We start from the raw sequence: 25,698 nt of genomic DNA on the forward strand, positions 1-25,698 counted from the left end.
GCTGTTGATTGAAATCAGGCGATGGACGGAACAGCTTCCTCGGCAATGTCGGAAAGAACCGGGACGGTGGTTTCCGACTCGCTCCACAAAGGAACACTGTTCACTACGTAGTCCCTTGCGGCCGCACCCACCATGCTCATGCCGGGGTAGATTCTGCGGCCGTTTACCTTGATGGGCCTGAACCCTTCAAGCTCAAGGGCTGTCTTGAAGGCGGAGTCGGGAATGGGGATTTTACGTCCAAGAACGCACCAGCTGATGTACAGGCCATAGAAGGTGTCAAAATCCAGGCCGTTCTCAGTGTCGTCCTCGAACACCACACAGTCGCGGACAAAGCTGCTGATTTGGGTGTCGGTCATTACGGGGCCTCCGGCGTCGGAAGAAAAAGCGGGCCGCCGGGCTGCATCAGCGAATGTCCTCTTGCCATTATAGACCCCGTATACCGCGGAGTAACTGGAAAACAGGTTAACTCTGGGTTGCGGACACGATTTTTCCCTTCCCCTGGACCGAGGCCCCGGACGACTCTGGTGCCGGCACCCTCTCCGGCGTAGCGTCGACTATATCCACGCAAATGGCCGGCCATCACAGCAGCCGCCGGTCACAGCGGCCGGAACAGCCCAGTGGCAAGGAGCACCAAGTGGTTGGTTGGAATGCTGACACCGCGGCCGGGCCTTTGGGGTCGGGCACGATCACTTTGGTGGAAGGCTCGTCCTTCTGCATTTCCTCCTCCAACGGAGACATCCATCCCGATCTGCCCCATGGTGTCTTCCATCTGGATACCCGCATTCTTTCGCGGTGGGAACTGACCATCAACGGCCAGGTGGTAGAGCCTTTGGCCGCAGAAATCCGGGAACCCTACCGCGCACTGTTCGCAGGACGGGTTCCCCGCTCCGATGGCTATGCGGACAGCCCCCTGCTGGTGGAGAGGCTCAGGGAAGTCGGGGCAGGCATCTTCGAGGAGATCACGGTCCGCAACTACTCCAAGCACCCTGTGGAGTGCCGGATTCTCCTGACGGCCGAGTCCGATTTTGCAGACCTTTTTGAAGTGAAGGACGCCCGCATCACCCGCGAATGGAAGGAAACCCGCGTCCCGGAGGGCGATTCTCTGGTGATTCGTGGAAAGTGGGAGGGAATCCGCAAGGGCGTGGTGATCCGGGCTGAGGGCGCCGGCGCAGGAGCCCGGGCCTTGGGCTTCACTGCAAAGATTCCGTCTTCGGGAAGCTGGAGCACCCGTGTGAGTGTTGTTCCCGCCGGGGATGGCACAGGGGCGCCCTCCGGACACCCGTCCCGCGGCGAGATGTCCCCCAGCGATCGCCGTCGGCAGGAATGGGTGGCCAAGATTCCCCGTCTGCAGGTGGGAAACCGTTCCATCCAACGCACTCTCAGCCGCAGTTACGAAGACTTGGGGGCGCTGCGGATCCAGGACCCGGACCATCCGGACAGGGTGGTGGTGGCCGCCGGAGCACCGTGGTTCATGACGTTGTTCGGCCGGGACTCGCTGTGGGCATCCGAGATGGCGTTGCCAGTTGACCCGTCGCTGGCGTTGGGAACCCTCCGCACCCTCGCTGACCGGCAAGGAACGGTGGTGGACTCTGCAAGCGAGGAGGAGCCGGGGAAGATCCTGCATGAAGTCCGGCTCGATGTTTCCAGCGGCTTGGCCTTGGGCGGCAAGTCCGCGTACTACGGGAGCGTGGACGCCACTCCCCTTTTTGTGGTTGTCCTGGGCTCCGTCAGCCGGTGGGGCTTCGCCAAAGACGTCATTTCTGAGCTACTCCCCAACGCAGACCGCGCGCTTGACTGGATCCGGGACTACGGCGATCGCGATGGCGACGGTTTCGTGGAGTACGGGCGGCCCAACCAGCATGGGCTCATCAACCAGGGGTGGAAGGATTCCTGGGACGGCATCAACTTTGCCGATGGCACCATCGCTGAGCCACCGTTGGCGCTGTGCGAAGTCCAGGCGTACGTGCATGGCGCCTATATGGCGCGCGCCTGGATGGCGTACGACGACGGCGACCTCACCTTGGCGGCCGAACTACGGGAACGCGCGGACCGCCTGAAAAAGAAGTTCAACGAAGAATTCTGGCTCCCGGACAAGGGCTACTACGCGGTGGCCTTGGATAAGGACAAGCGGCCCGTGGACGCGTGTGCTTCAAACATGGGGCACTGCCTGTGGTTTGGCTTGGTGGATGAAGACAAGGCGCCCCTGGTGGTTGAACGGTTGATGTCTCCGGAGATGTTCAGCGGATGGGGCGTCCGGACGCTTGCCACGGACATGGGCGCCTACAACCCGGCCAGCTACCACAACGGATCGGTCTGGCCGCATGACAACGCCCTGATAGCGGCAGGGCTGCTCCGTTACGGATTCGTGGAGGAAGCCCAGCGAATTGCCACGGCCCTTCTTGACGCTGCCGAGTCCTCGGGCGGAAGACTCCCGGAACTCTTCTGCGGCTTTCCCCGCGAACAGTTCAGGGAACCGGTACCGTACCCCACGGCGTGTTCCCCACAAGCCTGGGCTGCAACCACCCCCATCCAGTTAATCACCGGACTCATGCGGTACGACGCCCACATCTCCCTGGGAGGGCTCTGGCTGGACCCGGTCCTGCCAGAGTCCTTTGGCGACCTGCACATCAGCAACGCCCCCATGGGAAGCGGACGCATCACCATAGACATCGATGGCTCGTCGGCACAGGTGGAGGGACTTCCCGAGGGCATGACCCTCCACCGCGCACAACGGCCGTGGATCACGGAGTTGGTGGAACGGGCGGAGCTAAGGCGGGCTGAACCTTAACTAGGCGTCAATCACCATGTCGGTCTTTGCGGTGGAGCAGCAGGGAAGGAACTTACCGGCGTCAATCTCACGTGCACGGATGCCACCTTGATGGTTCATCTCAATGTCGCCGGACAGTTTGACCACTTTGCAGGAACCGCACATGCCCTCTTTGCAGTTGGCGCCGATCCTGACGCCGGCACGCTGGGCCGGGCCCAGGATGTGCTCGGACGGGTCCACGCGCACATTGATGCCCGTGCGCAGGAAGGACAGGGTGAGGCTGCCGGTTCCCACAGTCTCAAAGCTCGAAGCGTCAGGTGTGGCAGCTTCCTGCTCCACGTCTGCCCCGGCGTCTGACGCTTCGGCGGCCGGATCCGGCTCGGCGGATTCCAGTTCCAGGCCGGTCGCTTTCAGGGTTCCCTCGGCGTCGTAACCTGGCTCGTAAAGCCCAAACGCTGCGGGCTGGCTTTCGTAGTAGTCCTCGGCGGATTCCGCGATTTCCTCGGCAATCTCCTCCGCGATGTCCGCTGCGTGCGCAAGCTCCTCCTGGTATTCAAGGATGGTCTGGCGATCGCCGGTGAAGAACTCCATGTGGATGGAGGTATCGTCGACGCCCACCTTCCCCAGGAGCTCAGTGGCGGTGTTCAGGTAGCCCTCGGGACCACACGCATAGACTTGCCGGCCGTTGGCATCTGGGGCCACCTGCTCCAGCATTGCTGCCGTGAGCCTTCCACTCAGCCCTTCCCAGTCCGCGGGTTTGGCGCGGTCACCCAGGGAGTAGAAGACCTTGATGCGCGAGTCCACCGAGGCGATGTAGGCGAGCTCCTTGTTAAAGGCAAAACCCTCGTCCGCCGCCCCGTGATAAAGCACCACCACATCGGCCTGCCCAGGGAGGGAGTGGATGGTCCGCACCATGGACATGATGGGGGTGATGCCCGCCCCCGCAGCCAGCAGGAGGTACCGTGCCCGCCGGTCGGCGTCGGGCAGGTGGAAGGCCCCCACGGGCCCCAGCATCTCCAGGACGGTGCCGGGTTTGATGTTCTCGTGCACCCACGGTGAAACCAGGCCAGTTGGATCGCGTTTAACAGTGATGTCGAAAGTCCACGGCTTGGTGGGGGCGCTGGACAGCGAGTAGCTTCGGTCCGCCGGATCCTGGTCTTCCCCGTTCACAGGGAAGGCCACGTTCACGTACTGGCCGGCTCGGAACGCCAGGGGTGCACCATCGGAGCGACGGAACACAAAGGTCATCATTCCGCCCACTTCGGGAACAATTTCCACGCATTCGGCCATGAACTCCTGCGGATGCCAGGGACCCAACGCACGGGCTGCGCTGGCGGGTCCCTCGCTGCTTCCCATCACCCTGTTCCACGGCATTTCAAGGCCGCGAATGCGATGTGGCTCCTGGACCAGCGTCTCAGTGAGGAGTTCGGTCATGCCAAGTGCTCCTGGACACGCTGTACGTACCAGTTGATGAAAGCCTCCACCTGGTACTCGCTCTTCATGTACGGGCCGGGCTCGTAGGCGGGGCTTCCGGCACCGGTCTGGCAAAGCTCCACGAATGCCTTGTCCTGCAGGTTGGTCTGCTTCCAGGTGTAGGTGAGCTTCTCGAGGTCGTAGTCCACGCCTTCCACGGCGTCGTCAGCTACCAGCCAAGTGGTGCGCACCAGGGACTGATGTTCGTTGATGGGGAAGACGCCGAAAGTGATGACGTGGTCGCTCTGGAAGTGGAACCAGCTGTTGGGCTGCAGGTGCATGGAGCAGCGGCCCAACCGGAAGTCGCGCAAATCGCCGAGCAGCTTCTTGGAAAGCCTGCGTCCATCGGCCGAGAAGGACTCGCCTTCGCCGTCGAGCGATTCGCGGGAGATGCGGATTCCGGCGATCCGGGTGTCAAGCTCCTCCACTACCTCATAGGGCAGGCCGTAGCGACGGCAGCGCTCCTCAAGAGAGGCCTGTGCTTCCTTGTTACGGTCCCACACCTCCTCAAGGTGGGCCGGGATCAGCCCCTCCGTCAGGCCCCAGGTGGGAAAGAGCGAGCAGGCGAGTTCCGGGTGCCCATCGCAGTGGTAGCACTCACGGTTGTTCTCCATGACGAGCTTCCAGTTGCCCTCTTCGATGATGTTCTGCTGGTAGGCAATCTTCGTCTTGGAGAGATCGTGGGGCGCGAGGTAGGGCTCGAAGATCTTGGAGGTCTCGTCAAAGTCTGTGGGCGGTTCATCAGCGATGCAGACGAAGATGAGTCCGGCGACCTCGCGGCTGTGGGCACGCTTGAGGGCGAAGCAGTTCTTGTCGAACTTGGCTTCGCCGGGAGCGGAGGCATGGATCAGGTTGCCCTCGGGGGAATAGGTCCAGGAGTGGTAGCCACAGACAAGGTTGCCGGTGGAACCCGTGGATTCGGTCAGGACGCGGGCGCCGCGGTGGCGGCACACGTTGTGAAGGACGTTCACGCCGCCGTCGTCATTGCGCAGGACGATCAGGGAGTAGGGGCCGTAATCCACGGTGATGTAGTCGCCCGGCTCCGGAAGCTCAGCGACGCTGCCGGCAAAGATCCAGTGCTGGCCGAAGATGGCTTCCATGTCGATCTTGAAGATCGTGGCGTCGGTGTAGAAGGGCGCATCGAGGGAGTATCCCTTGCGCCGGAACTCAAACAAACTGCTGATTTCCTCCAGCTGCTCTGCAGGCAAGGATGAAGCGAGTTTTCCGCGTGAGTTGAGGGGCAAGACTGGAGCAGACATGTATTTCCTCCCAGGAGGCGTGGGTGTAAGTGTGTGTTTCATTGGGGACCGCGGTGCATCATCGCAACCGGCGTTATCGAAGTCTTCGTAGTACGAGATTAGGGATGAATGACCTGCAACAAAAGCGCAATATTTTGGAGATAACCGTGCACATTAGGTGCATGATGGGTGCATGATCGATGCGAGGCTCATCACACTGCGGGTGTTTGCCCGCTGCGGCACCATAGGCGCCACGGCGGAGCTCACCGGCTACTCCCCTTCCGCCGTCTCTGCACAGCTGCGGGAGCTCCAGCGCATGCTGGGAATGCAACTGCTGGCAAAGGACGGGCGGGGCGTGCGGCTGACCGCTACTGGCCGCTTTCTGGTGGCCGGTTCGGATGCCCTCATTGCCGAATGGGAGAGCCTGCGCGCAGCAGCCATGGAGGCCGGCGATCAGGTGCAGTCACGGTTTGGGCTGGGTGGATTCTCGACGGCGGCCGCCCAGTTGCTGGCGCCGCTGGCCGCCACCCTGCGCTCCACACGCCCCCTTCTGGAAGTGCAGGTGCTCGAGGCAAACCCTGCCCGATGTTTCGACTTATTAGTTGCCGAGCGAATCGACCTTGCGGTGATAGTTGCCATGCAGTCCGACGCCCACGTTGAGGACGATCCCCGCTTCGAACAGACCGTTCTGCTGGACGATCCCCTGGACGTGATCATTCCCGCTACTCACCGGCTGGCATCGCGGGAAACGGTGACGTTGGAAGAGCTCGCTGCAGAACCGTGGATCACCGAGGCGGCCGGCTCCACGTACCACTCCCTCTTCACAGCCGCATTCACGGCCGTAGGGGTGACACCCCGCATTGCCCACGAGGCCGTTGAATGGGAAACCCAAATCGCTTTCGTGGGCGCAGGGCTGGGCGTTGGCCTCCTGCCGCGGTTGGCACCCCTGCATAGTGCCGAGAACGTGGTTCGGCTACGCATTACCGGCAAAGGGAAACCGGCACGCCGTATTGTGGCAGCCGCGCGCAGGGGCAGCATCGCGTCGCCTTTGATCCAGGAATCGCTCGCTATCCTGCAGGAGAGCGCACACCGGATCCTCACGGCCCGCCCCGAGGACGACCGCTGAACGAAGAACGGGCAGGGCAGTTCAGGCCCAGATTTGGTAGCCCGTGGGCTTGTCGAACAGCTTCCTGGTGGAGAGTCCCTCCGCCGCAATCCAGAGCACCGAATCGTCGTCGGAGGCCTGCTCCACCACCCCGGTGAGAACGTGGCGCTCCAACAACCACACCTCCACCGTGTGGCCGACGAGTTGAGCCCAATCGTTCCGCAGGCCGCGACCATTAGCGGTCCTAACAAGAGCGAGATCCGTCATTTGGCTTCACCAGCCGCGTTCTGCGAGGCGGTGGGGCTGGGGGATGTCGTCCACGTTGATGCCCACCATGGCTTCGCCCAGACCGCGGGAGACCTTGGCGATGACATCGGGATCGTCGTAGTAGGCAGTGGCGTTCACGACGGCGGCGGCGCGCTCTGCCGGGTTGCCGGACTTGAAGATTCCCGAACCGACGAACACGCCGTCAGCGCCGAGCTGCATCATCATCGCAGCATCAGCCGGGGTAGCAATACCGCCGGCGGTGAAGAGGACCACGGGGAGCTTGCCGGTGGCGGCAACTTCCTTGACCAGCTCGTACGGGGCCTGCAATTCCTTGGCCGCAACGTAGAGCTCGTCCTCGGGAAGGGCGGCGAGCTTGGCGATCTCGGAGCGGATCTTGCGCATGTGGCCGGTGGCGTTGGAGACATCGCCGGTGCCGGCCTCGCCCTTGGAACGGATCATCGCCGCGCCCTCGTTGATGCGGCGCAGCGCCTCACCGAGGTTGGTGGCACCGCACACGAAGGGAACGGTGAAGTTCCACTTGTCGATGTGGTTGATGTAGTCGGCCGGGGTCAGGACCTCGGACTCGTCGATGTAGTCCACACCGAGGGACTGCAGAACCTGGGCTTCAACGAAGTGGCCGATGCGGGCCTTGGCCATGACCGGGATGGACACGGCCGCGATGATCGCATCGATCATGTCCGGATCGGACATGCGGGACACGCCACCCTGGGCACGGATGTCGGCCGGGACGCGCTCGAGCGCCATAACGGCGACGGCACCGGCGTCTTCGGCGATGCGGGCCTGCTCGACGCTAACGACGTCCATAATGACGCCGCCCTTGAGCATCTCCGCCATACCCCGCTTAACGCGGCTGCTGCCCATCAGAGGGATGTGTTCGAAAAGGAGGGGTCTTGTCGTCACGCGATACTCCAAGGGCTGAAGGCTGTGATTGCATCACAAGCGCCCGGATAGACCAGCGGCAACCCGCATAAGTCTGATATCCGGATGATATATTAGTTGGAGTGTTCAGTATGCAACCGGCCCAACCAGAGAGTCAACAGTCTGGAAGGCGCAGGCGGCGTCAGGCCGCGAAAAGAGCCTGACGCACGGCTTGCTCGAAACCACTCACGTGAACCCGGGCCAACCCGGCAGCCTTCTCCTCATCGCCGTCAATAACAGCCCGGAGCAGATCCAGGTGTTCGCGCACGTGGTGCTCCAGATTGGGCAGCCGGTCCAGGACCATGCACCAGATGCGCGTGGCCAGGTTGTCATAGCGGATCAAGACGTCTTCAAGGTGGGGATTCGCGGCAGCCGCGTAGATCCCCTGGTGGACACTGGCATCGAGTCGCAGCGTTTCCACTACTGAAGCAGCGCTGACATCGAAAGCTTCCACCGCTTGCATGACATCCCGCAAGTGCTGCCTGGTGGCGGGCGAGGCGACCCGGGCCGCCCTTGCGGCAGCGAGCGGCTCCAACTGCGCCCGAATCTCGGAGATGAAAGCCAGGTCGGTTACCTCCACGCGGGTGGCAAATGTGCCCCGCCGAGGATAGGTGATGACCAGCCGGTCCAGCTCCAGCCGCTTCAGGGCCTCACGCACCGGAGTCCGGCCTATTTCCAGGTCCTTGGCAAGCTGATCGTCGTTGAGGAGGTCGCCGGGCTTGATGTCCAACATCAAGAGTCGATCCCGGAGGCGTTCGTAGGCGACGTCAGCCAAGGACTTCCTTGCGTCTTGGCCGGCGATTGCCAGAGTTTCAAAAGCCACAGCGCCATCCCCTTCTTCACAACCGACAAACCTATTGACCTGCCTGAGCCACCAGTATACGCTGAATACCAATCCTAATATATCAGTTCAGGACCCAGGAATATATCTAAAGGAGGAGACATGACCCTCGTGGCTACAGACTCACCGGTAAGCACACTACCCAAGCCCGAATTGCTCAAAGAAGAGCAAGCGCAGAAGTTCGTACTCACATTGTCGTGCGTCGAACGCGCCGGGATCGTTCAGGCAGTGACCACCTTCCTGTTTGAGCGCGGCTTCAACATCGAAGAACACCAACAGTTCGACGACGGACTCCGCCAGACACTGCACCTGCGGACCGCTTTCTCGGGCCCGCTGTCCTACTCACCGGAGCGTCTTGAAGAGGAGTTCAGCGCGATTGCCGACCGCTTCGAGATGAAGTTCAGCTTCCATGACCAGACCAAGAAGCGCGTACTGGTGATGGTTTCCAAGTTCGGGCACTGCCTGAACGACCTCATCTTCCGCTGGCGCGGCGGCAGCCTCGGTGGCGACCTCGTAGTGGTTGCTTCCAACCACGAGACCCACCGGGCCATGGCTGAAGCGGCCGGCCTTCCCTTCGTCTACATTCCCGTCACCCCGGACACCAAGGCAGAGGCTGAACAGCGCCTCCTGGACCTGGTGGAGGAGTACAACGTGGACCTCGTGGTGCTGGCACGCTACATGCAGGTCCTCTCCGACGATCTCTGCCGCGCCCTTGAGGGCCGTGCCATCAACATTCACCATTCCTTCCTGCCTGGCTTCAAGGGCGCCCGCCCCTACCACCAGGCTTACGACCGTGGCGTGAAGCTGGTGGGTGCCACTGCCCACTACGTCACCGCGGACCTGGACGAGGGACCGATCATCGAACAGGAAGTCATCCGCGTCGATCACAGCTACGGCCCCACGACGCTCTCAACCGTGGGCCAGGATGCCGAAGCCCTGGCATTGTCCCGCGCCGTCAAGTGGCATTGCGAACACCGCGTGCTGCTGGACCAGACCAGCACCGTGGTTTTCCGCTAAGCCACCCGTCGCCCCAGACCCCACACGAACTTCAGCAGGAGAACCCCCATGACATCCACGCCCCGCATTGTCATCATCGGAGCCGGGATCGTCGGCACCAACCTCGCCGACGAACTGGTCACCCGCGGATGGAACAACATCACCGTCCTGGACCAAGGACCCCTGAACATGCCCGGTGGCTCCACGTCGCACGCGCCGGGCCTGGTTTTCCAGACCAACCCATCAAAGTCCATGGCCCTCTTTGCCAAGTACACGGTGGAAAAGCTCCTATCCCTCACCGAGGACGGCCAGAGCTGCTTCAACCAAGTGGGCGGCCTTGAAGTTGCCACGAATGAGACTCGCCTGGCTGACCTGAAGCGCAAGCTCGGCTACGCACAATCGTGGGGCATCGACGGCAAGATCCTCACCCGCGAGGAATGCAAGGAGCTATACCCCCTGATCAATGAGGAAGACATCCTGGGTGGCCTTCACGTCCCCACCGATGGCCTGGCGCTTGCCGCCCGCGCCGTGCAGCTGCTGATCAAGCGCACCGAAGCTGCCGGCGTGAAGTACATCGGCAACACCGAGGTCACCGGAATTGAGCAGTCAAACCGCCGCGTAACCGGCGTCGAGACCGCCGATGGCGTCATCCCCGCGGACATCGTGGTCTCCTGCGCCGGCTTCTGGGGCGCCAAGGTGGGCGAGCTGATCGGGATGTCCGTTCCGCTCATTCCACTGGCACACCAGTACGTCAAGACCACCCCGGTTCCCGCCCAAAAGGGCAAGAACGAACTGCCCAACGGCGCCCAGCTGCCCATCCTGCGCCACCAGGACCAGGACCTCTACTACCGCGAGCACGGCGACCGTTACGGCATCGGCTCCTACGCGCACCGCCCCATGCCCGTGGATCTGGATGAGCTGGGCAGCTACGAGCCCAGCAGCATCAGCGAGCACAACATGCCGTCCCGCCTGGACTTCACCCTGGAAGACTTCCTTCCCGCGTGGGAAGCATCCAAGCAGATCCTTCCGGCACTGCGGGAAAGCGAGATCGAGGATGGCTTCAACGGCATCTTCTCCTTCACTCCGGATGGTGGCTCGCTGGTAGGCGAGTCCAAGGAAGTGGACGGCTTCTTCGTTGCCGAAGCCGTGTGGGTTACCCACTCCGCCGGCATCGCGCGCGCCGTGGCAGAGCTGCTCACCACCGGCAAGTCCCAGATTGATCTGGGCGACTGCGATATCCACCGCTTCGAAGAGGTCCAGCTGACCCCCGAATACGTCAGCGAGACGTCCCAGCAGAACTTCGTGGAAATCTACGATGTGATGCACCCGCTCCAGCCCAAGCTCTCCCCCCGCAACCTCCGCGTCAGCCCCTTCCATGCCCGCCACAAGCAACTGGGCGGCTACTTCCTGGAAGGCGCCGGATGGGAGCGCCCGTACTGGTTCGAATCCAACGCTGAACTGCTCAAGGAAATGCCGGACGACTGGCAGCCCCCGGCCCGTGATGCGTGGTCTGGAATGTTCAGCTCGCCCATCGCCGCAGCCGAGGCATGGAAGACCCGTACCGCGGTTGCCATGTACGACATGACGCCGCTCAAGCGCCTTGAGGTATCCGGCCCCGGCGCCCTGAAGCTGCTCCAGGAACTGACCACCGGAGATCTGTCCAAGAAGCCCGGCGCTGTCACCTACACCCTTCTCCTGGACGAGGCCGGCGGCGTCCGAAGCGACATCACGGTGGCCCGCCTCAGCGAAGATACGTTCCAGCTGGGCGCCAACGGCAACATCGACACCGCCTACTTTGAGCGCGCAGCCAGGCACCAGACCGAGAACGGCAGCGCCGGCGACTGGGTCCAGGTCCGCGACACCACCGGCGGCACCTGCTGCATCGGTTTGTGGGGTCCGTTGGCACGTGACCTCATCGGCACGGTCAGCAACGATGACTTCAGCAATGACGGCCTGAAGTACTTCCGGTCCAAGAAGGTCACCATTGGAGGCGTCACCGTCACCGCGATGCGCCTGTCCTACGTGGGCGAACTCGGCTGGGAGCTCTACACCAGCGCGGACAACGGGCAGCGCCTCTGGGATGCTTTGTGGAAGGCCGGCCAGCCGTTCGGCGTCATCGCCGCGGGACGTGCCGCCTTCAGCTCCCTGCGACTCGAAAAGGGCTACCGCTCCTGGGGCACGGACATGACCACCGAGCACGATCCCTATGAAGCGGGTCTTGGGTTTGCCGTGAAGATGACCAAGGAGAACTTCGTTGGCAAGGCCGCACTGGAAGGACGCACCGAGGAAGGCTCTGCCCGTCGCCTGCGCTGCCTGACGGTCGACGACGGCAGGAGCCTGGTGCTGGGCAAGGAACCGGTGTTCTATAAGGACCAAGCGGTGGGTTACGTGACCAGCGCCGCTTACGGCTACTCGGTCCGCAAGCCGATTGCCTACGCGTACCTGCCCGCTGCAGTATCAATCGGAGACTCCGTGGAAATCGAGTACTTTGGCCGCCGCATCCAGGCGACCGTGACCCAGGATCCGCTGTACGACCCCACCATGAGCAGGCTCCGCGGCTAAAACGCCACGTAGTTCGCCACAGCATGCGGCCCGGGCCCCTTCCTCCTTCGTGGCCGGGAGGGTCCGGGCCGCAGCTTTGCCCCTCAGCCTTCTCCCCAGTTCAGCCTTCTCCCCCAGTTCAGCCAGGACGGCACATGATCAGCTCAGAAACCATCAATGACTACCTTTCCCGGCTTGCCTCACGTCAGCCGACCCCCGGTGGCGGTGCAGCTGCGGCCTTGCACGCGGCACAGGGTGCTGCCTTGGTGGCGATGGTGGCCAGATACACCACCGGACCAAAATATGAGCAGCACGCGGCACTCGTCGCCAGGATCACCAGCGCAGCCGACCACTTGATCATTGAGGCATTGCGTCTGGCGGACGCCGACGAACACGCTTTCCAGTCCGTCATCGATTCCTACAAGCTGCCCTCCGAAACCGAGCAGCTCAAGGCAACAAAGGCCGCCGCCATCCGGGACGCCCTGGTCCAGGCCGCGCACACGCCTGCCCAGCTCATCAAGGTTTCCGGTGAGGTGGTGGACCTCGCCACCGAACTTTTCGACGTGGCCAACCCCAATGTCATTAGCGACGTCGCAGCGGCAGCAGATGCAGCCCGCGCTGCCGCCACCACTGCCCGGGTCAACATCGACATCAACGTGGTGGCGATCAAAGACACCGCAGCCCGCACACGTTTAGCGGACCAGACGGACGGTCTTGAGGACAAAGTTGTCCTGGCCGCCGACTCCCTGGTCAAGCGTGTCCGCGAAAGGATCCTCTCATGACCACTGCAGTTCTTTCCGGCAAGGGACTCGCTTCCCTCATCCGGCAGCAAGCCCAGGATGAGGCCCGCAACCTGGGCTCCGATGGAATGCGGCCCACCCTCGCTGTTGTGGTGGCTACGGAGGACGAGTCAACGCTCTGGTACGTCCGTTCGATCGAGCGTTCAGCAGAACGCTCAGGAATTGGATGCAGAATTGTTGATCTTGGCCACGACGCCAGCGAACAAGCGCTGGCCAGTGTCCTGGCCGACCTCAGCGCGGAGCCAACCGTCCACGGCATCATCCTCCAAACTCCCCTTCCTGCCGCCGTTCGGGCAGACCGGTTGGTGGGGCTCATCGCCCCGGAAAAGGACATCGACGGCGCAAATCCCCTCAGCCTCGGCCGCCTGGCTGTCGGCCAACCGGCATTCGCGCCCGCTACTGCGCGGGCGGTGGTGGAATTGCTGGACCACTTTGAGATCCCGGTTGCGGGCCGGAACGTCACCGTCGTCGGACGTTCAGCCGTGGTGGGCAAGCCGCTGTCCCTGCTCCTATTGGAGCGGGACGCGACCGTCACCATCTGCCATTCCAAGTCGGGGCCGCTGGAACGCCATACCCGGCCCGCCGACGTCGTGGTTGTTGCCGCAGGGCGCACCGGGCTGCTGAAGGGCAGCGATGTCTCAGCGGAGACGGTAGTAATCGACGTCGGAACAAACGTCCTCCCCGACGGTTCCCTGGTGGGAGACGTCGACGAAGCCAGCGTCACCGGAGTCGCCGCCGGCCTGAGTCCGGTTCCAGGCGGTGTGGGGTCAGTGACCACAGCACTGTTGCTGCTGCACACAGCGGAAGCCGCCCGGCAGCAGTCCCCCGCCGCGCTCCTGACTGCTTCCACTTCCCGGATCTGAAGGGTTTCCCATGCATTCCAAAGCTCCGCGCGAGAACATTGACGAGTCGAAGCTGACCGTCAGCAAACCCAAGACCAAGGCCGTGGGCATCCCGGCTGTTGCCAATGCCCTGAAAATTTCGCTGGAACAGATGGGGCCGCTCCGCAGCGTCCAGACCCTGCTGGCAGTGAACCAGTTGGACGGGTTCGACTGCATGGGTTGCGCCTGGCCTGAACATGAGAAGCGGAATGCGGCAGAGTTCTGCGAGAACGGCGCCAAGGCAGTAGCCGAGGAAGCCACCCGCCGCCGCGTCACGCCCGAGTTCTTCGCCAAGCACTCCGTTGCCGAGCTCAAGACCCGCGATGATTTCTGGTTGGGCCAGCAAGGCCGGATCACCCACCCGATGTTCCTCGATGAAGGCGCAACGCATTACACGCCCATCGGCTGGGAGGAAGCGTATGACCTCATGGCCGAGGAGCTGCGGAGCATGGAACACCCTGACCAGTCGGTCTTCTACACCTCGGGCCGGACCTCCAACGAGGCAGCGTTCGTGTACCAGCTTTTGGTTCGCGGCATTGGTACGAACAACCTCCCGGACTGTTCCAACATGTGCCACGAGTCCTCCGGCTCAGCACTGGTGGAAACCATCGGGATTGGCAAGGGCTCTGTCAGCCTGACGGACCTGGAAACGGCGTCGCTGATCTTCGTGGCGGGCCAAAACCCCGGCACCAACCACCCCCGCATGCTCAGCGCCTTGGAGAAGGCCAAGAAAAACGGCGCGGTCATCGTGTCCGTCAACCCCCTTCCCGAGGCCGGGCTCCTGCATTTCGAGAACCCGCAGCATGTGGCAGGAATGATTCAAGGGACACAGCTGACGGACGACTTCCTGCAGATCCGCGCCGGCGGGGACCAGGCCCTCTTCCAAGGCCTGGGCAAATACCTTTTGGAAGCCGAAGCCGCCGGACGGAACACCCCGGGATTGGAAACTGTTCTGGACCACCACTTCATTGAGAACCACACGGTGGGTCTCAACGACTATCTGCGTTTCCTGGAAAAGGTGGAGTGGGATGACATTGTGGAGGCATCGGGCCTGACGCTGGAGCAGATCCAGGCAACCGGAGAGCGGATGCTCGCTTCCAGTTCCACGATCGTGTGCTGGGCCATGGGACTGACCCAGCACAAACACTCCGTACCCACCCTCCGCGACGTGGTCAACGTCCTGCTGCTCCAGGGCAATATCGGCAAGCCCGGCGCCGGCGTCTGTCCGGTGCGCGGCCACTCCAACGTCCAGGGCGACCGCACCATGGGCATCTTCGAGAAAATGCCGGAGACGTTCCACGACCGGCTGGACCACGAATTTGAGTTCCGCTCTCCCCGTGCGCACGGCTACGACACCGTGGCAGCCATCCGGGCCATGCGGGACGGGAAAGTCCGCTTCTTCATGGGCATGGGCGGCAACTTCGTCCGCGCCGCCCCTGATTCGGAAGTGACCGAGCTGGCCCTGGCCAACACCCGGCTGAGCGTCCAGATCTCCACGAAACTCAATCACTCGCACCTGTCCACCGGCCGGCGTGCGCTGATCCTGCCCACCCTCGGACGCACCGAAAAGGACACCCAGCGCACCGGCGATCAGCGGGTCACCGTGGAAGATTCCATGAGCGCCGTCCACGCATCACGGGGGCGGCTCAAGCCCGCCAGTGACCACCTCCACTCCGAAGTGGCGATCGTCTGCAACCTTGCACACCGCCTTTTCACAGATGGCCACAGCCGCCTGCCCAACACACCGCAGGCCTCCTGGCTGGCCATGCGGGACGACTACGCGTTGATCCGAAAGCACATTGAAGCGGTGTTTGATGGCTTTGAGGACTTCGAAGCGCGGATCCAACATCCTGGCGGCTTTGTGCTTCCCCATCCGCCGCGCGATGCCAGGAAGTTCGACACCCCGTCCGGGAAGGCACATTTCACGGGCAACGAGCTGGAGTTCATCAAGATCCCTCCGGGCCGGCTGGTCCTTCAAACCCTGCGATCCCACGACCAGTACAACACCACCATCTACGGCAAGGACGACCGCTACCGCGGCATCCATGGCGGCCGGCGCGTCGTGCTCATCAACGCCGAGGACATCACAGAGCTGGGATTTGCCGACGGGGACATGGTCCACCTGATCTCCGAATTCCAGGGAACGGACCGGCGGGCAGAGAACTTCCGCCTGGTGGCCTATTCGACGCCCAAGGGATGCGCCGCTGCGTATTACCCGGAAACCAACGTCCTGGTGCCACTCGATTCAGTGGCGGACACCAGTGGGACGCCTACATCGAAGTCCGTGATCATCAGGCTGGAGAAAGCCTAGACAGCGCTGTACAGCATGATCTGCGTCACATAGGATGACTGATATATCTATAGAGTATTCATGAAAATATCAGCTGTCCGGTTGTCCGTGAATGGTGCTTCGGTGGCCTGAAACCTGGGGAGGTATTTCTTCGCCGAAGCACCACTTTCGGACCATTGGGCAGCATATTTCAGCAACAGCCAAAGAACAGGGAGTGACCATGTCAGGAAACAGAGCAGTCGCCTACAAGGAACCCGGTGTCGTGGAAATCATCGACACTGACTACCCAACGTTTGAGCTTAAGGACGGGCCGGGCGTCAACCCTGCAAACGTCGGGCGGAAAGTGCCACACGGCGCGATCCTCCGCACCGTGACCACCAACATCTGCGGTTCGGACCAGCACATGGTCCGTGGCCGCACCACAGCTCCACAGGACCTGGTGCTCGGCCACGAAATCACCGGCGAAGTGGTGGAGGTAGGACCCGACGTCGAGTTCATCAAGGTGGGCGACATCGTCTCGGTGCCCTTCAACATCTCCTGTGGCCGCTGCCGGAACTGCAAGGAACAGAAGACCGGCATCTGCCTCAACGTCAACCCCGACCGCCCCGGCAGCGCCTACGGCTACGTGGACATGGGAGGCTGGGTGGGCGGCCAGGCAGAGTTTGTGCTGGTTCCCTACGCTGACTGGAACCTGCTGCGCTTCCCGGACCGCGATCAGGCGCTTGAGAAGATCATGGACTTGACCATGCTCTCGGACATCTTCCCCACGGGTTTCCATGGCGCCGTCACCGCCGGCGTCGGCGTGGGTTCCACGGTTTACGTCGCAGGTGCCGGGCCCGTGGGCCTTGCCGCCGCCGTCGGCGCTCAACTGCTGGGCGCCGCCGTCGTGATTGTGGGCGACATGAACGAGGACCGGCTGGCGCAGGCGCGCTCCTTCGGCTGCGAAACCGTCAACGTGTCCAATGGGGATCCTAAGGAACAGATCGCGCAGATCCTCGGCGTTCCCGAGGTGGACTGTGGCGTGGATGCAGTGGGGTTCGAAGCCCGCGGCCACGGAAAGGACGCCTCCCACGAAGCCCCCGCCACCGTGCTGAACTCCCTCATGGACATCACGGCCGCCGGCGGATCCCTGGGCATCCCCGGCCTCTATGTCACCGGCGACCCGGGTGGAATCGACGACGCCGCCAAGCACGGCTCCCTCTCACTGTCCCTTGGTACCGGCTGGGCCAAGTCCTTGTCTTTCACCACTGGCCAATGCCCGGTCATGAAGTACAACCGTCAGTTGATGATGGCCATCCTGCATGACAAGGTCCAGATCGCCAAGGCAGTCAATGCCCAGGCGATCCCGCTCGAGGACGCTCCCCGCGGCTACGCTGAATTCGACGCCGGAGCGGCAACAAAGTTCGTACTGAACCCCAACGGCTACGTGAAGGCCTGACCGTCCACTCAGTACGCATCAACTGATACCGGGGACTGCGCGGCAAGAAGTACGGGAAGGCCGTGCAGTCCCTGGTATCTGCGTCATACCCACCTCAGGAAGCGGGCATCAATGCTTGCACAAGCCACGTGCACCCACGCATCCACCTGGGCCGAAGCGCGGCAGCTGGCCTACCAGTGCGCCAGGCCGCTACCGTCCATGATGGTTACCCTCCGCGAAGCAATGGGCCGCATTCTGACCAGCCCCGTCGTCGCACAGCAGGATCTCCCCCACTATGCTTCATCAGCCATGGACGGGTGGGCCGTTAACAGTGCCGGCGACGGCGACAGCACCGGGCCATGGATGGTGACGACGCCGGGCCGGCCGCTCCCCGCGGGACAAGCAAGCGTGATCGCCACCGGAGGGCTTGTCCCCACCGGCGCCACTGCAATCCTGCGCAAGGAAAGCGGCCGTGTTTCCGCTGACGGGTACCTCTCGCTCAGGCACGATTCGAAGCCACACGAAACACTCCCTGGCCGGCACATTCGTCCAGCCGGAGAAGAAGCTGTGGCCGGCGATGTCCTCATACCCCCCGGCACTCTCCTCAACCCGGCGCACATAGCCCTGGCTTCTGTGGCAGGCCACGACAACGTTCAGATACAGCGCAAGCCCAGGGTCGCCGTCGTACTTACCGGCTCCGAAGTAGTCACCTCAGGCGAGCCTGCACCGGGACAGGTCCGCGACGCCTTTGGTCCCCAACTGGATACTGTCATTTCGCAACTGGGCGGCGAGCCCGCTGGCCAACTCAGGATCGGCGACTCCTACGATGAGTGGATTGTGGCATTGGGCGGCGCTCTTGAAGGCCCAGTTCCCGACGCCGAACGGCCGGACGTCACGGTTACCACCGGCGGAACAGGTAAATCCGGCACGGATCACTTCCGCGACGCTGTTGCCGCGCTCGGCGGCAGGCTCCTCCTGGACGGTATTGCCATGCGTCCAGGACATCCGGCCGTACTGGCCGAACTTCCTGATGGTCGTTTCATCATTGGGCTTCCGGGGAACCCGCTTGCAGCCATGATGGCGCTCATGACCCTTGGAGAGCCCCTCTTGGCGGCCTTGGGGGACAGGCCCCTCACGGAAGCCAGCCTGATGACGTCCGGAGCTGACATGGAACCGGACCCCCGGCGAACACGGCTGGTTCCTTGCACCGTAATCCATGATCTGGCGTTCCCGGCATCCCACACAGGTCCGGGAATGATGCGCGGGCTTGCTTGGGCAAATGGATACATGGCGGTGCCTCCCGAAGGCGTGGCAGCCGGCTCGCCCGTTCCGGTGCTGCCGCTGCCGTGGAATTAGCCCCTTTGAGTCCCATGGTGTGAAAGGGTCCGTGCAAAACTCCGTCTAGGATGAGGAAAGACGAGGGTGCAGGCCGAACATGGCTACCGGCTCAGGGCGGCCTGCTTGGACAATGACACGAGGCATCATGGCCGCAAGCAGTAACCCGGACCCTGACAAGGACGTGGAGGCCCAAGGTGGCGGCGTCCAATCAGTGGACCGTGCGCTCCAGATCCTGGAGATCCTGGCGCGCGAAGGAGATGCCGGAGTCAGTGAGATCGCTGAGGAAATGGGCGTCCACAAATCCACGGTGTCGCGTCTGGTGGGCTCCTTGGTCAACCGTGAAATCGTCCGGCAGAACAGCGAACGCGGCAAGTACCAACTGGGTTTTGGGATCCTTCGCCTGGCGTCCTCCATTCCCGGCAGGCTGAGTGTGGTGCATGAGGCACGCCAGGTTTTGGAGTCGCTGGCTGCCGAATACAAGGAGACGGTCAACCTCGCCGTTCTTCGGTCCAACTATGCCGTCAACGTGGACCAGGCGATGGGACCCTCAACCTTGGCCACCTACGACTGGGTGGGGAGCCTGACGCCGCTCCACGCCACTTCCAGCGGCAAAGTGCTGTTGGCGGCCTTGACGGCTGATGAGCGAACCCAGGTCCTCAAAGCAGTGGGCATGCCTGCGCGAACACCCCGCACCATCACCAATCGGGGGGAACTGGAAAAGCAGTTGCTGGAGGTGGCCCGTAACGGGTACGCCACAGTCCACGAGGAGTTTGAAATCGGCTTGACCGCCGTTGCCGTGCCTATCTTCAACCACGCTGGAAGCGTCATTGCCGCGGTCAGCATCTCCGGTCCCGCGTTCCGCTTCTCACCGGAGGACCAGCCGGGGCTCATTGAGGGACTCCGGGAGGCCGGGCTGACCATCAGCGCCCGGATGGGCTACAGACACCGCTAGCCCTCATTTACACCAGATATATGCGTAACAGCAAGCGTTAGGCCTAACGACAGCCCTCAAGGCCAATTGATATATCAAGTTGCGTCAAAGAGCCGAAAAGCCTTGACTTTGGGTGTGACGGGGCGCACTCTGTTGCTTAGCGCGAATGTTGTTGATTCATGCGGAACGTCTCTCAGGTTCCTCGAGCCCGGCGTTCAACCAATCAGTCCTACCAACGAGGTGCACCATGAAACTGCCTGTCCACGCTCCTGAAACGGGGGGCCGGGGACAGCACAACATGGTCAGCGGGGAAGCCCCCCAGCCTTCCCTTCGGCCTCACCATCCAGGGCCATGTATAAACGCAAACCCATGACTCGCCGAGCAAAGGACCCGCTCATGGCTATAAACAGCGACACAAAACCCTTAACACCAGAAGAGTTACCCGCCGACGACCGCTTGGCAGGTAGTTCATCATCAACCAGCCCTGCCCACGCGGAGACGCCTGGCGTCATCAGTGTCTCCCCAGACAACACCAACTTGGCAGCCCTCGACGCTGAGGACGGAGGTGCAGAGCCTCTTCCGGATTCCGAGGAATACGAACAGATCATGGAAGAGCTGCGCCACGCCAAAACCGAGCAGGCCGTTTCTGCCCGCCGGAACCGCAAACTTACGCTCGACAAAGTCACCTTCGGAATCACAGGCGCCATCGCCGTCGCCTTCGTGATCTGGGGCTTTGTGGGACGCGACAGCCTTTCCGATACCTCCAAAGGTGCCCTGAACTGGGTCATGGAGTACACCGGCTGGCTCTTCATGGTCCTCGCCTCATTGTTCGTCGTCTTCGTCCTCTGGCTTGCCCTGGGCAAGTTCGGCAACATTCCGTTGGGCAAAGACGGCGAAAAGCCCGAGTTCCGAACCGTGTCCTGGGTGGCCATGATGTTCGCCGCCGGCATGGGAATCGGGCTCATGTTCTACGGTGTGGCCGAACCGCTGTACCACTACATCTCGCCACCGCCGGGAACAGTGGACGGCCGCACCCCGGCCGCCATTCAAACCGCCATGGCCACCTCCATTTTCCACTGGACACTGCACCCTTGGGCCATGTACGCCGTAGTTGGTATCGCCATGGCTTATGGCACCTACCGCCTCGGCCGCAAGCAACTGGTGTCCGCAGCTTTTACGTCACTGTTCGGCATCCGCATGGTGGAAGGACCGATCGGCAAGTTCATCAACATCCTGGCCATCTTCGCCACGCTCTTCGGAACCGCCGCCTCGCTGGGCCTCGGCGCCCTTCAGATCGGCAGTGGCATGACCTCCAACGGCTGGCTTGGTGAGATTGGCACGCCCGTGCTGGTGGTCATTGTTGCGATCCTGACCTTCTGCTTCGTGGCATCAGCTGTTTCAGGCATCAGCCGCGGCATTCAGTGGCTGTCCAATATCAACATGGTGCTGGCCGTTGTTTTGGCCCTCATTGTGTTCGTTGCCGGCCCAACGCTGTTCATCCTCAACTTGATCCCTTCCGCCGTGGGTGACTACGCACGGGATTTGGCTGAGATGTCCTCACGCACCGAGGCCGTGGGCGATGACTCCCTGCGCAGCTGGATGACCAGCTGGACCATCTTCTACTGGGCCTGGTGGATCTCATGGACGCCCTTCGTGGGAATGTTCATCGCCCGCATCAGCCGTGGCCGCACCATCCGCCAGTTCGTTACAGGCGTGCTGCTGGTGCCCAGCGTCGTCAGCGTCATCTGGTTCGGCATCTTCGGTGGCGCTGCATTCCACGTCCAGCAAGAGGCAGACAAGGCCGGCACTCCTGGACTTGTGACCATGGTGGACGGCGCACCATCCATCAACTTTGATGGTGCCCTGTTCGATCTGGTGAAGAACCTGGGCATGCCGGGCTGGCTAACCGCCGCCGTCATTGTCCTGGCTATGGTTCTTGTGGCGATCTTCTTCGTCACCGGCGCGGACGCAGCCTCCATCGTGATGGGATCCCTCAGCTCCAACGGCGCTGAGCACCCGCGTCGGGGAGTTGTGATCTTCTGGGGAAGCCTCACCGGCGCAGTGGCAGCGGTCATGTTGCTTGCCGGTGGCGATAAACCCTCCGAAGCGTTGTCCGGCCTGCAAAGAGTGACAATCGTGGCTGCCCTGCCCTTTGTGATCGTCATGCTGTTGCTGTGCTTCGCGCTGGTCAAGGACCTTCGCCGCGATCCCCTGCAATTGCACAAGCGGTTGGCCACCTCCGTGGTGGATCGAGCTATCCGCACCGGCGTTGAGCAACACGGTGGCGTTCAGTTCGACCTCGTCACCAAGCACGACTGCGCTGAGAAGTGTACGGATTCCGAGTGCGCCGGGGGAACGCCCACGGGAACCATACCCTTGGTTGGCAAACCCCAACTGGAATCCGACGACAAATAGTCCAGCTTCTTAGCTGTTTCTCTTCAGACATCAGGAAGGTTCACCATGTCCAAAACCGCTACCCAAGGCACCCTTCGCCTCAACGCCCCGGCCAGCGCCCAGGCAGGCAAGGATGTGACTCTTACCTTGGACTCGTCCAAACCAATGACCGTGCGTATTGAGGTTGACCACTGCCCCTGCGGATCCGAACATAACCGGGCGGGCTCTTATGTAGACACTGACTTCAGCCGCTAAACAGCAACACACACTAAAGCAGGCGCCGGGGTTCCGGCGCCTGCTTTGTTGTTAGTACTGGTGGAGGCTAAGGCCTATTTGGGCATCAGCACCGAGTCGATCAGGTAAACCGTGGCGTTGGCGGTCTGGACGCCACCGCAGATCACGTTGGAAGCTCCGTCAACCGTGAGGGCATCCTTGGTGCCGGCAACCGTCACTTCGCCACCCTGGACAGTCTTGTGGGTGCCGACGATCTGGTCCGGGGTCAGCTGACCGGGGACTACGTGGTAGGTGAGAATCTTGCTCAGCAGGGCATCGTCCGTCTTGAGCGTCTCGATTGTTGCAGGGTCGATCTTGGCGAAGGCATCGTCAACCGGTGCGAACACCGTGAATTCGCTGCCGTTCAGGGTGGAAACCAGGTCCACCTTGGGGTTGAGCTTGCCGGAAACGGCGGCGGTCAGGGTCTTGAGCAGCGGGTTGTTCGATGCTGCTACGGCTACCGGGTCCTGGGCCATGCCCATTACCGAACCGGCACCGTCCGGAACCTGTGCGGCGTAACCGGCGCAGCCGGGGCCCACAAGGTTAGCGGCCGGATCCATGGCGGCGCTGCTCATGGCGGAGGCCGACGGCGAAGCAGACGGCATGGCTGAGGACGTCTCCGGAGCGGCAGATGCCGAGGAAGGCGAAGTGGAGGTGCTGGAACCACCACAGGCAGTGAGACCGAGAAGGGCGGCTGCAGTGAGGCCAACGAAGGCGAGGGCGGGGCGCTTTGTGGACAACATGTCATTCTCCTTGTTTGTGGAACCAGGGCGTTGGGTCCATTGGTGGTGGGACACTGGCTGCTGATGCTGCTTTTGCTTCACCGGCGGTTTGTGTCTCACCAGCTATTCGGAGGGTGGGACGGGGTGGATGGGTCCGGATTGAAAAAGTTTTTTGAACCCGTGAATCCCGGTGCATCACGCAGGCAACCCCTGGCGGAGGGGCTCACCCCGATGACAGGATGGTCCGCATGGCTATCGAGGTCCGACCCGCTACGGTGTTCGATGACGTGAAAATCATGGTGGGGCCCAAGAACCCCGACTCCAACGTGTGCTGGTGCCTGAGCTACCGGATCCCGTCCAAGCTGAACCAGGAGCTCCAAAAACAGGAACGCGGCAAGTACGTTCAAAAGCTGGTTTCCGAGGACCCGCCTCCCGGCGTTTTAGCGTACGACGGCGAGGAAGTAGTTGGGTGGGCAGCGGTCCACCCGCGTGCGGACACCACTTTTGCGAAGAACCGGAAGATCCCGCAGGTGGACGACGCGAAGGTGTGGTCCGTCTGGTGCATTCGGGTGAGGCCGGGGCATCGCGGCAAGGGAATCTCCCATGAGCTCCTGCGCGGGGCCATCGCCTTCGCCAAAAGCCACGGAGCGCCCGCCATTGAGGGGTACCCCGTGGACAACAAGGGCGGCAAGGTTGATCTGACCATGGCCTATGTGGGCACCCGGAGGCTCTTCGAAAGGGCAGGCTTCAGGAAGGTCGCCGAAACCACCTCAGTGCTCAACGGTTTCCCGCGAGTGCTGATGCGTCTGGACCTGGACTAGCCCCCCTGCAGGCGTGCCGTCATCCGGTGCGCTTCCTCGAGTAACAGCCTGCCCAGGAACTCCTGACGGTCCGGACGGAACCTGGGCTCAATCCCGGTCAGGGAGAGAGCCCACGCCGGCTGGCCCTGCTGGTTAAATACCGCGGCTCCCATGCCCCAGCTACCCTCCAGGATCAGCCCCGGATTGACGGAGTACCCCGCCAGCCGCGTCCGTTCCAGGTTGTCCCGCACCACGTCAGCAGGATGTCCCGCGGCAAACTCTCCGGCATGCGCGGACCAATGATCCAGCAGCGAGTCCTGTTCCCCAGGGGGCAGGAAGGCCATGATCGCGGTCCCCGCAGAAGCCACCCCCAGCGGGAAGCGCACCCCTTCGTGCAGGACAAACGACCTCACGGGGAAAGCACCCTCTTCTCGCAGGACACAAATGGTTTCGTTACCGCGGCGGATGGAGAAGAACGCACTCTCCCCCGTTTCCGTAGCGAGCCTGCGCAGCGACGGACGCGCAATGTCCTCCATGGGGAACCGGGCGGCCGCCACGGAGCCCAGCAGGAAGATCTCCGGCCCCAGCACCCACTTGCCGGCGTCGTGCTCCAGCAAACCTTCGGCAGCCAACGAGGTCAGCAACCGATGCACGGTGGGACGGGTCAACCCGGATTCCCGGACCAGCCCCGCCAGAGAGGTTCCCTCCGGCTTCCGACCCACGAGCCTCAGCAACTGGGCAACCCTGCCAACAACCTGCGCTCCTTGTACCGCCATAGCACCCTCCAGGAAGTTTCATCCACAATATGGACAACTTCAAGCCTAGCGTCCACACCATGAGTAGCCGACACCACTGCTCATTGCGCGTACTCGGCATGAAACCTAGGCTCTTCCCTAGGAATCCATGAGTCCATAAAGTGGACGACCCAACAGGCTCAACGAGGAGTTCGGAATGTCAACCATTTACGCGAGCGCAGCCCAAGCGCTGCAGAACCTCATGGCAGACGGCCTGACCATCGCCGTCGGCGGTTTTGGCCTCAGCGGTATCCCTGCGGATCTGATCGACGCCGTCCGGGAATCGGGTGCCAAGGACCTCACCATCGTGTCCAACAACATGGGCGTGGACGGCAAGGGGCTCGGTGTGCTGATTGAAGCGGGCCAGGTCCGGAAGGTCATCGCTTCCTACGTGGGCGAAAACAAGCTCTTCGCCGAGCAGTACCTCGCCGGGAAGCTGGAAGTGGAGTTCACCCCACAGGGCACCCTGGCTGAACGCCTCCGCGCCGGCGGCGCCGGCATCCCCGCCTTCTACACTCGCACCGGCGTGGGAACCTTGGTTGCCGAAGGCAAGCCCCTGGAAGAGTTCGACGGCGTCACGTACGTCCGCGAGCGCGCCATCACCGCCGACGTCGCGCTGGTTCACGCCCACACGGCTGATACGGACGGCAACCTGATCTACCGCTACACCGCCCGGAACTTCAACCCGGTGGTGGCCACCGCCGGGAAAGTCACCATCGCCGAGGCCGAGGTCATTGTGCAGCCGGGCGAGCTGGACCCCAACCACATCGTGACCCCCGGCGTTTACGTGCAAGGGCTGGTCCAGGCCACCGCGCGGGTCAAGGACATCGAACAGCGCACGGTCCGGCAGCGCACAGTCCGCCCCCGGCACGAATCCCTCACGGTTTAGAA

Annotated in this window: 22 protein-coding genes; 14 read left to right on the forward strand and 8 right to left on the reverse strand. The window is 62.5% G+C overall.

Annotation, left to right across the window (positions count from 1 at the left end; genetic code table 11):
* Window positions 1–14 precede the first annotated feature (14 nt).
* Entirely contained in the window at window positions 15–356 is a 342-nt protein-coding gene (locus tag ABIE35_RS08775) for a hypothetical protein (protein ID WP_354514139.1), read from the reverse strand.
* Between the two features lie 278 nt (window positions 357–634).
* On the opposite strand from ABIE35_RS08775, the gene ABIE35_RS08780 reads away from it, so the two are divergent.
* Window positions 635–2,788 carry an amylo-alpha-1,6-glucosidase gene (locus ABIE35_RS08780; protein ID WP_354514141.1) on the forward strand — a complete coding sequence of 718 codons (2,154 nt, stop codon included), beginning with the start codon at window positions 635–637 and terminating at the stop codon, window positions 2,786–2,788.
* Here ABIE35_RS08780 and ABIE35_RS08785 read toward each other — a convergent pair whose 3' ends face one another.
* Complete coding sequence (locus tag ABIE35_RS08785) at window positions 2,789–4,201, reverse strand: ferredoxin reductase (protein ID WP_354514143.1); 1,413 nt, start codon at window positions 4,199–4,201, stop codon at window positions 2,789–2,791.
* A complete protein-coding gene (locus tag ABIE35_RS08790) occupies window positions 4,198–5,499 on the reverse strand; it encodes an aromatic ring-hydroxylating oxygenase subunit alpha (RefSeq protein ID WP_354514145.1) in 1,302 nt (433 codons plus the stop codon). The genes ABIE35_RS08785 and ABIE35_RS08790 overlap by 4 nt, the downstream gene beginning before the upstream one ends.
* Window positions 5,500–5,671: 172 nt before the next feature.
* On the opposite strand from ABIE35_RS08790, the gene ABIE35_RS08795 reads away from it, so the two are divergent.
* Window positions 5,672–6,604 (forward strand): LysR family transcriptional regulator, encoded by a 933-nt coding sequence (locus tag ABIE35_RS08795; protein ID WP_354514147.1) that lies wholly within the window; start codon window positions 5,672–5,674, stop codon window positions 6,602–6,604.
* A 21-nt stretch (window positions 6,605–6,625) separates the two neighbouring features.
* Here the strand turns inward: ABIE35_RS08795 and ABIE35_RS08800 are convergent, their stop codons facing one another.
* The 3 genes from ABIE35_RS08800 to ABIE35_RS08810 form a co-directional block, all read right to left on the reverse strand.
* On the reverse strand, window positions 6,626–6,850 hold the full coding sequence (locus ABIE35_RS08800) for a hypothetical protein (protein WP_354514149.1): 225 nt from the start codon (window positions 6,848–6,850) through the stop codon (window positions 6,626–6,628).
* 6 nt (window positions 6,851–6,856) lie between these two features.
* Window positions 6,857–7,732, reverse strand: a complete 876-nt coding sequence (pdxS, locus tag ABIE35_RS08805) for a pyridoxal 5'-phosphate synthase lyase subunit PdxS (protein WP_354514666.1) — start codon at window positions 7,730–7,732, stop codon at window positions 6,857–6,859.
* 199 nt (window positions 7,733–7,931) lie between these two features.
* Window positions 7,932–8,612: a GntR family transcriptional regulator gene (locus tag ABIE35_RS08810; RefSeq protein ID WP_354514151.1), complete on the reverse strand. Its 681-nt coding sequence runs from the start codon at window positions 8,610–8,612 to the stop codon at window positions 7,932–7,934.
* A 120-nt stretch (window positions 8,613–8,732) separates the two neighbouring features.
* Between ABIE35_RS08810 and purU the strand changes: the two genes are divergently transcribed.
* The 10 genes from purU (at window position 8,733) to ABIE35_RS08860 (ending at window position 22,473) form a co-directional block, all read left to right on the forward strand.
* Window positions 8,733–9,647, forward strand: a complete 915-nt coding sequence (gene purU, locus ABIE35_RS08815; protein ID WP_354228697.1) for a formyltetrahydrofolate deformylase — start codon at window positions 8,733–8,735, stop codon at window positions 9,645–9,647.
* A 48-nt stretch (window positions 9,648–9,695) separates the two neighbouring features.
* On the forward strand, window positions 9,696–12,188 hold the full coding sequence (locus ABIE35_RS08820) for a GcvT family protein (RefSeq protein WP_354514153.1): 2,493 nt from the start codon (window positions 9,696–9,698) through the stop codon (window positions 12,186–12,188).
* A gap of 134 nt (window positions 12,189–12,322) precedes the next feature.
* Window positions 12,323–12,949: a cyclodeaminase/cyclohydrolase family protein gene (locus ABIE35_RS08825; protein ID WP_354514155.1), complete on the forward strand. Its 627-nt coding sequence runs from the start codon at window positions 12,323–12,325 to the stop codon at window positions 12,947–12,949.
* Window positions 12,946–13,830: a bifunctional 5,10-methylenetetrahydrofolate dehydrogenase/5,10-methenyltetrahydrofolate cyclohydrolase gene (locus tag ABIE35_RS08830; RefSeq protein WP_354514157.1), complete on the forward strand. Its 885-nt coding sequence runs from the start codon at window positions 12,946–12,948 to the stop codon at window positions 13,828–13,830. The genes ABIE35_RS08825 and ABIE35_RS08830 overlap by 4 nt, the downstream gene beginning before the upstream one ends.
* 10 nt (window positions 13,831–13,840) lie before the next feature.
* Window positions 13,841–16,159 carry an FdhF/YdeP family oxidoreductase gene (locus tag ABIE35_RS08835; RefSeq protein WP_354514159.1) on the forward strand — a complete coding sequence of 773 codons (2,319 nt, stop codon included), beginning with the start codon at window positions 13,841–13,843 and terminating at the stop codon, window positions 16,157–16,159.
* A 199-nt stretch (window positions 16,160–16,358) separates the two neighbouring features.
* Complete coding sequence (gene fdhA, locus ABIE35_RS08840) at window positions 16,359–17,576, forward strand: formaldehyde dehydrogenase, glutathione-independent (RefSeq protein ID WP_026005570.1); 1,218 nt, start codon at window positions 16,359–16,361, stop codon at window positions 17,574–17,576.
* A 111-nt stretch (window positions 17,577–17,687) separates the two neighbouring features.
* Window positions 17,688–18,911 (forward strand): molybdopterin molybdotransferase MoeA, encoded by a 1,224-nt coding sequence (locus tag ABIE35_RS08845; RefSeq protein WP_354514162.1) that lies wholly within the window; start codon window positions 17,688–17,690, stop codon window positions 18,909–18,911.
* A 127-nt stretch (window positions 18,912–19,038) separates the two neighbouring features.
* Window positions 19,039–19,845 (forward strand): IclR family transcriptional regulator, encoded by an 807-nt coding sequence (locus ABIE35_RS08850; RefSeq protein ID WP_354514164.1) that lies wholly within the window; start codon window positions 19,039–19,041, stop codon window positions 19,843–19,845.
* Window positions 19,846–20,220: 375 nt separating this feature from the next.
* Window positions 20,221–22,239, forward strand: a complete 2,019-nt coding sequence (locus ABIE35_RS08855) for a BCCT family transporter (RefSeq protein WP_354514166.1) — start codon at window positions 20,221–20,223, stop codon at window positions 22,237–22,239.
* Window positions 22,240–22,284: 45 nt separating this feature from the next.
* The gene (locus tag ABIE35_RS08860) at window positions 22,285–22,473 is read left to right on the forward strand and encodes a hypothetical protein (RefSeq protein WP_354514168.1); all 189 of its coding nucleotides are present in this window, start codon (window positions 22,285–22,287) and stop codon (window positions 22,471–22,473) included.
* A 74-nt stretch (window positions 22,474–22,547) separates the two neighbouring features.
* Here ABIE35_RS08860 and ABIE35_RS08865 read toward each other — a convergent pair whose 3' ends face one another.
* Window positions 22,548–23,234: a fasciclin domain-containing protein gene (locus ABIE35_RS08865; RefSeq protein ID WP_354514170.1), complete on the reverse strand. Its 687-nt coding sequence runs from the start codon at window positions 23,232–23,234 to the stop codon at window positions 22,548–22,550.
* A gap of 227 nt (window positions 23,235–23,461) precedes the next feature.
* Here ABIE35_RS08865 and ABIE35_RS08870 point away from each other — a divergent pair, with 227 nt between their 5' ends.
* Window positions 23,462–24,034: a GNAT family N-acetyltransferase gene (locus ABIE35_RS08870; protein WP_354514172.1), complete on the forward strand. Its 573-nt coding sequence runs from the start codon at window positions 23,462–23,464 to the stop codon at window positions 24,032–24,034.
* On the opposite strand, the gene ABIE35_RS08875 is transcribed toward ABIE35_RS08870, so the two are convergent.
* Window positions 24,031–24,789 (reverse strand): IclR family transcriptional regulator, encoded by a 759-nt coding sequence (locus ABIE35_RS08875; protein WP_354514174.1) that lies wholly within the window; start codon window positions 24,787–24,789, stop codon window positions 24,031–24,033. The two genes, ABIE35_RS08870 and ABIE35_RS08875, sit on opposite strands and share 4 nt — an antisense overlap.
* 175 nt (window positions 24,790–24,964) lie before the next feature.
* Between ABIE35_RS08875 and ABIE35_RS08880 the strand changes: the two genes are divergently transcribed.
* Window positions 24,965–25,696, forward strand: coding sequence for a CoA transferase subunit A (locus ABIE35_RS08880; RefSeq protein ID WP_354514175.1), 732 nt, complete (start codon window positions 24,965–24,967; stop codon window positions 25,694–25,696).
* Window positions 25,697–25,698 lie beyond the last annotated feature (2 nt).

The sequence above is a fragment of the Paenarthrobacter sp. 4246 genome, from assembly GCF_040546855.1.
Taxonomy (GTDB): Bacteria; Actinomycetota; Actinomycetes; order Actinomycetales; family Micrococcaceae; genus Arthrobacter.

What these genes read in the sequence shown, in the direction of transcription:
- ABIE35_RS08830 (WP_354514157.1), top strand. Translation starts at nt 12,946, where the DNA reads ATGACCACTGCAGTTCTTTCCGGCAAGGGACTCGCTTCCCTCATCCGG.
- ABIE35_RS08855 (WP_354514166.1), top strand. Translation starts at nt 20,221, where the DNA reads ATGGCTATAAACAGCGACACAAAACCCTTAACACCAGAAGAGTTACCC.
- ABIE35_RS08820 (WP_354514153.1), top strand. Translation starts at nt 9,696, where the DNA reads ATGACATCCACGCCCCGCATTGTCATCATCGGAGCCGGGATCGTCGGC.
- ABIE35_RS08865 (WP_354514170.1), bottom strand. Translation starts at nt 23,234, where the DNA reads ATGTTGTCCACAAAGCGCCCCGCCCTCGCCTTCGTTGGCCTCACTGCA.
- ABIE35_RS08795 (WP_354514147.1), top strand. Translation starts at nt 5,672, where the DNA reads ATGATCGATGCGAGGCTCATCACACTGCGGGTGTTTGCCCGCTGCGGC.
- purU (WP_354228697.1), top strand. Translation starts at nt 8,733, where the DNA reads ATGACCCTCGTGGCTACAGACTCACCGGTAAGCACACTACCCAAGCCC.
- ABIE35_RS08880 (WP_354514175.1), top strand. Translation starts at nt 24,965, where the DNA reads ATGTCAACCATTTACGCGAGCGCAGCCCAAGCGCTGCAGAACCTCATG.
- pdxS (WP_354514666.1), bottom strand. Translation starts at nt 7,732, where the DNA reads ATGGGCAGCAGCCGCGTTAAGCGGGGTATGGCGGAGATGCTCAAGGGC.
- ABIE35_RS08845 (WP_354514162.1), top strand. Translation starts at nt 17,688, where the DNA reads ATGCTTGCACAAGCCACGTGCACCCACGCATCCACCTGGGCCGAAGCG.
- ABIE35_RS08835 (WP_354514159.1), top strand. Translation starts at nt 13,841, where the DNA reads ATGCATTCCAAAGCTCCGCGCGAGAACATTGACGAGTCGAAGCTGACC.
- ABIE35_RS08785 (WP_354514143.1), bottom strand. Translation starts at nt 4,201, where the DNA reads ATGACCGAACTCCTCACTGAGACGCTGGTCCAGGAGCCACATCGCATT.
- ABIE35_RS08870 (WP_354514172.1), top strand. Translation starts at nt 23,462, where the DNA reads ATGGCTATCGAGGTCCGACCCGCTACGGTGTTCGATGACGTGAAAATC.
- ABIE35_RS08790 (WP_354514145.1), bottom strand. Translation starts at nt 5,499, where the DNA reads ATGTCTGCTCCAGTCTTGCCCCTCAACTCACGCGGAAAACTCGCTTCA.
- fdhA (WP_026005570.1), top strand. Translation starts at nt 16,359, where the DNA reads ATGTCAGGAAACAGAGCAGTCGCCTACAAGGAACCCGGTGTCGTGGAA.
- ABIE35_RS08875 (WP_354514174.1), bottom strand. Translation starts at nt 24,789, where the DNA reads ATGGCGGTACAAGGAGCGCAGGTTGTTGGCAGGGTTGCCCAGTTGCTG.
- ABIE35_RS08850 (WP_354514164.1), top strand. Translation starts at nt 19,039, where the DNA reads ATGGCCGCAAGCAGTAACCCGGACCCTGACAAGGACGTGGAGGCCCAA.
- ABIE35_RS08825 (WP_354514155.1), top strand. Translation starts at nt 12,323, where the DNA reads ATGATCAGCTCAGAAACCATCAATGACTACCTTTCCCGGCTTGCCTCA.
- ABIE35_RS08775 (WP_354514139.1), bottom strand. Translation starts at nt 356, where the DNA reads ATGACCGACACCCAAATCAGCAGCTTTGTCCGCGACTGTGTGGTGTTC.
- ABIE35_RS08860 (WP_354514168.1), top strand. Translation starts at nt 22,285, where the DNA reads ATGTCCAAAACCGCTACCCAAGGCACCCTTCGCCTCAACGCCCCGGCC.
- ABIE35_RS08800 (WP_354514149.1), bottom strand. Translation starts at nt 6,850, where the DNA reads ATGACGGATCTCGCTCTTGTTAGGACCGCTAATGGTCGCGGCCTGCGG.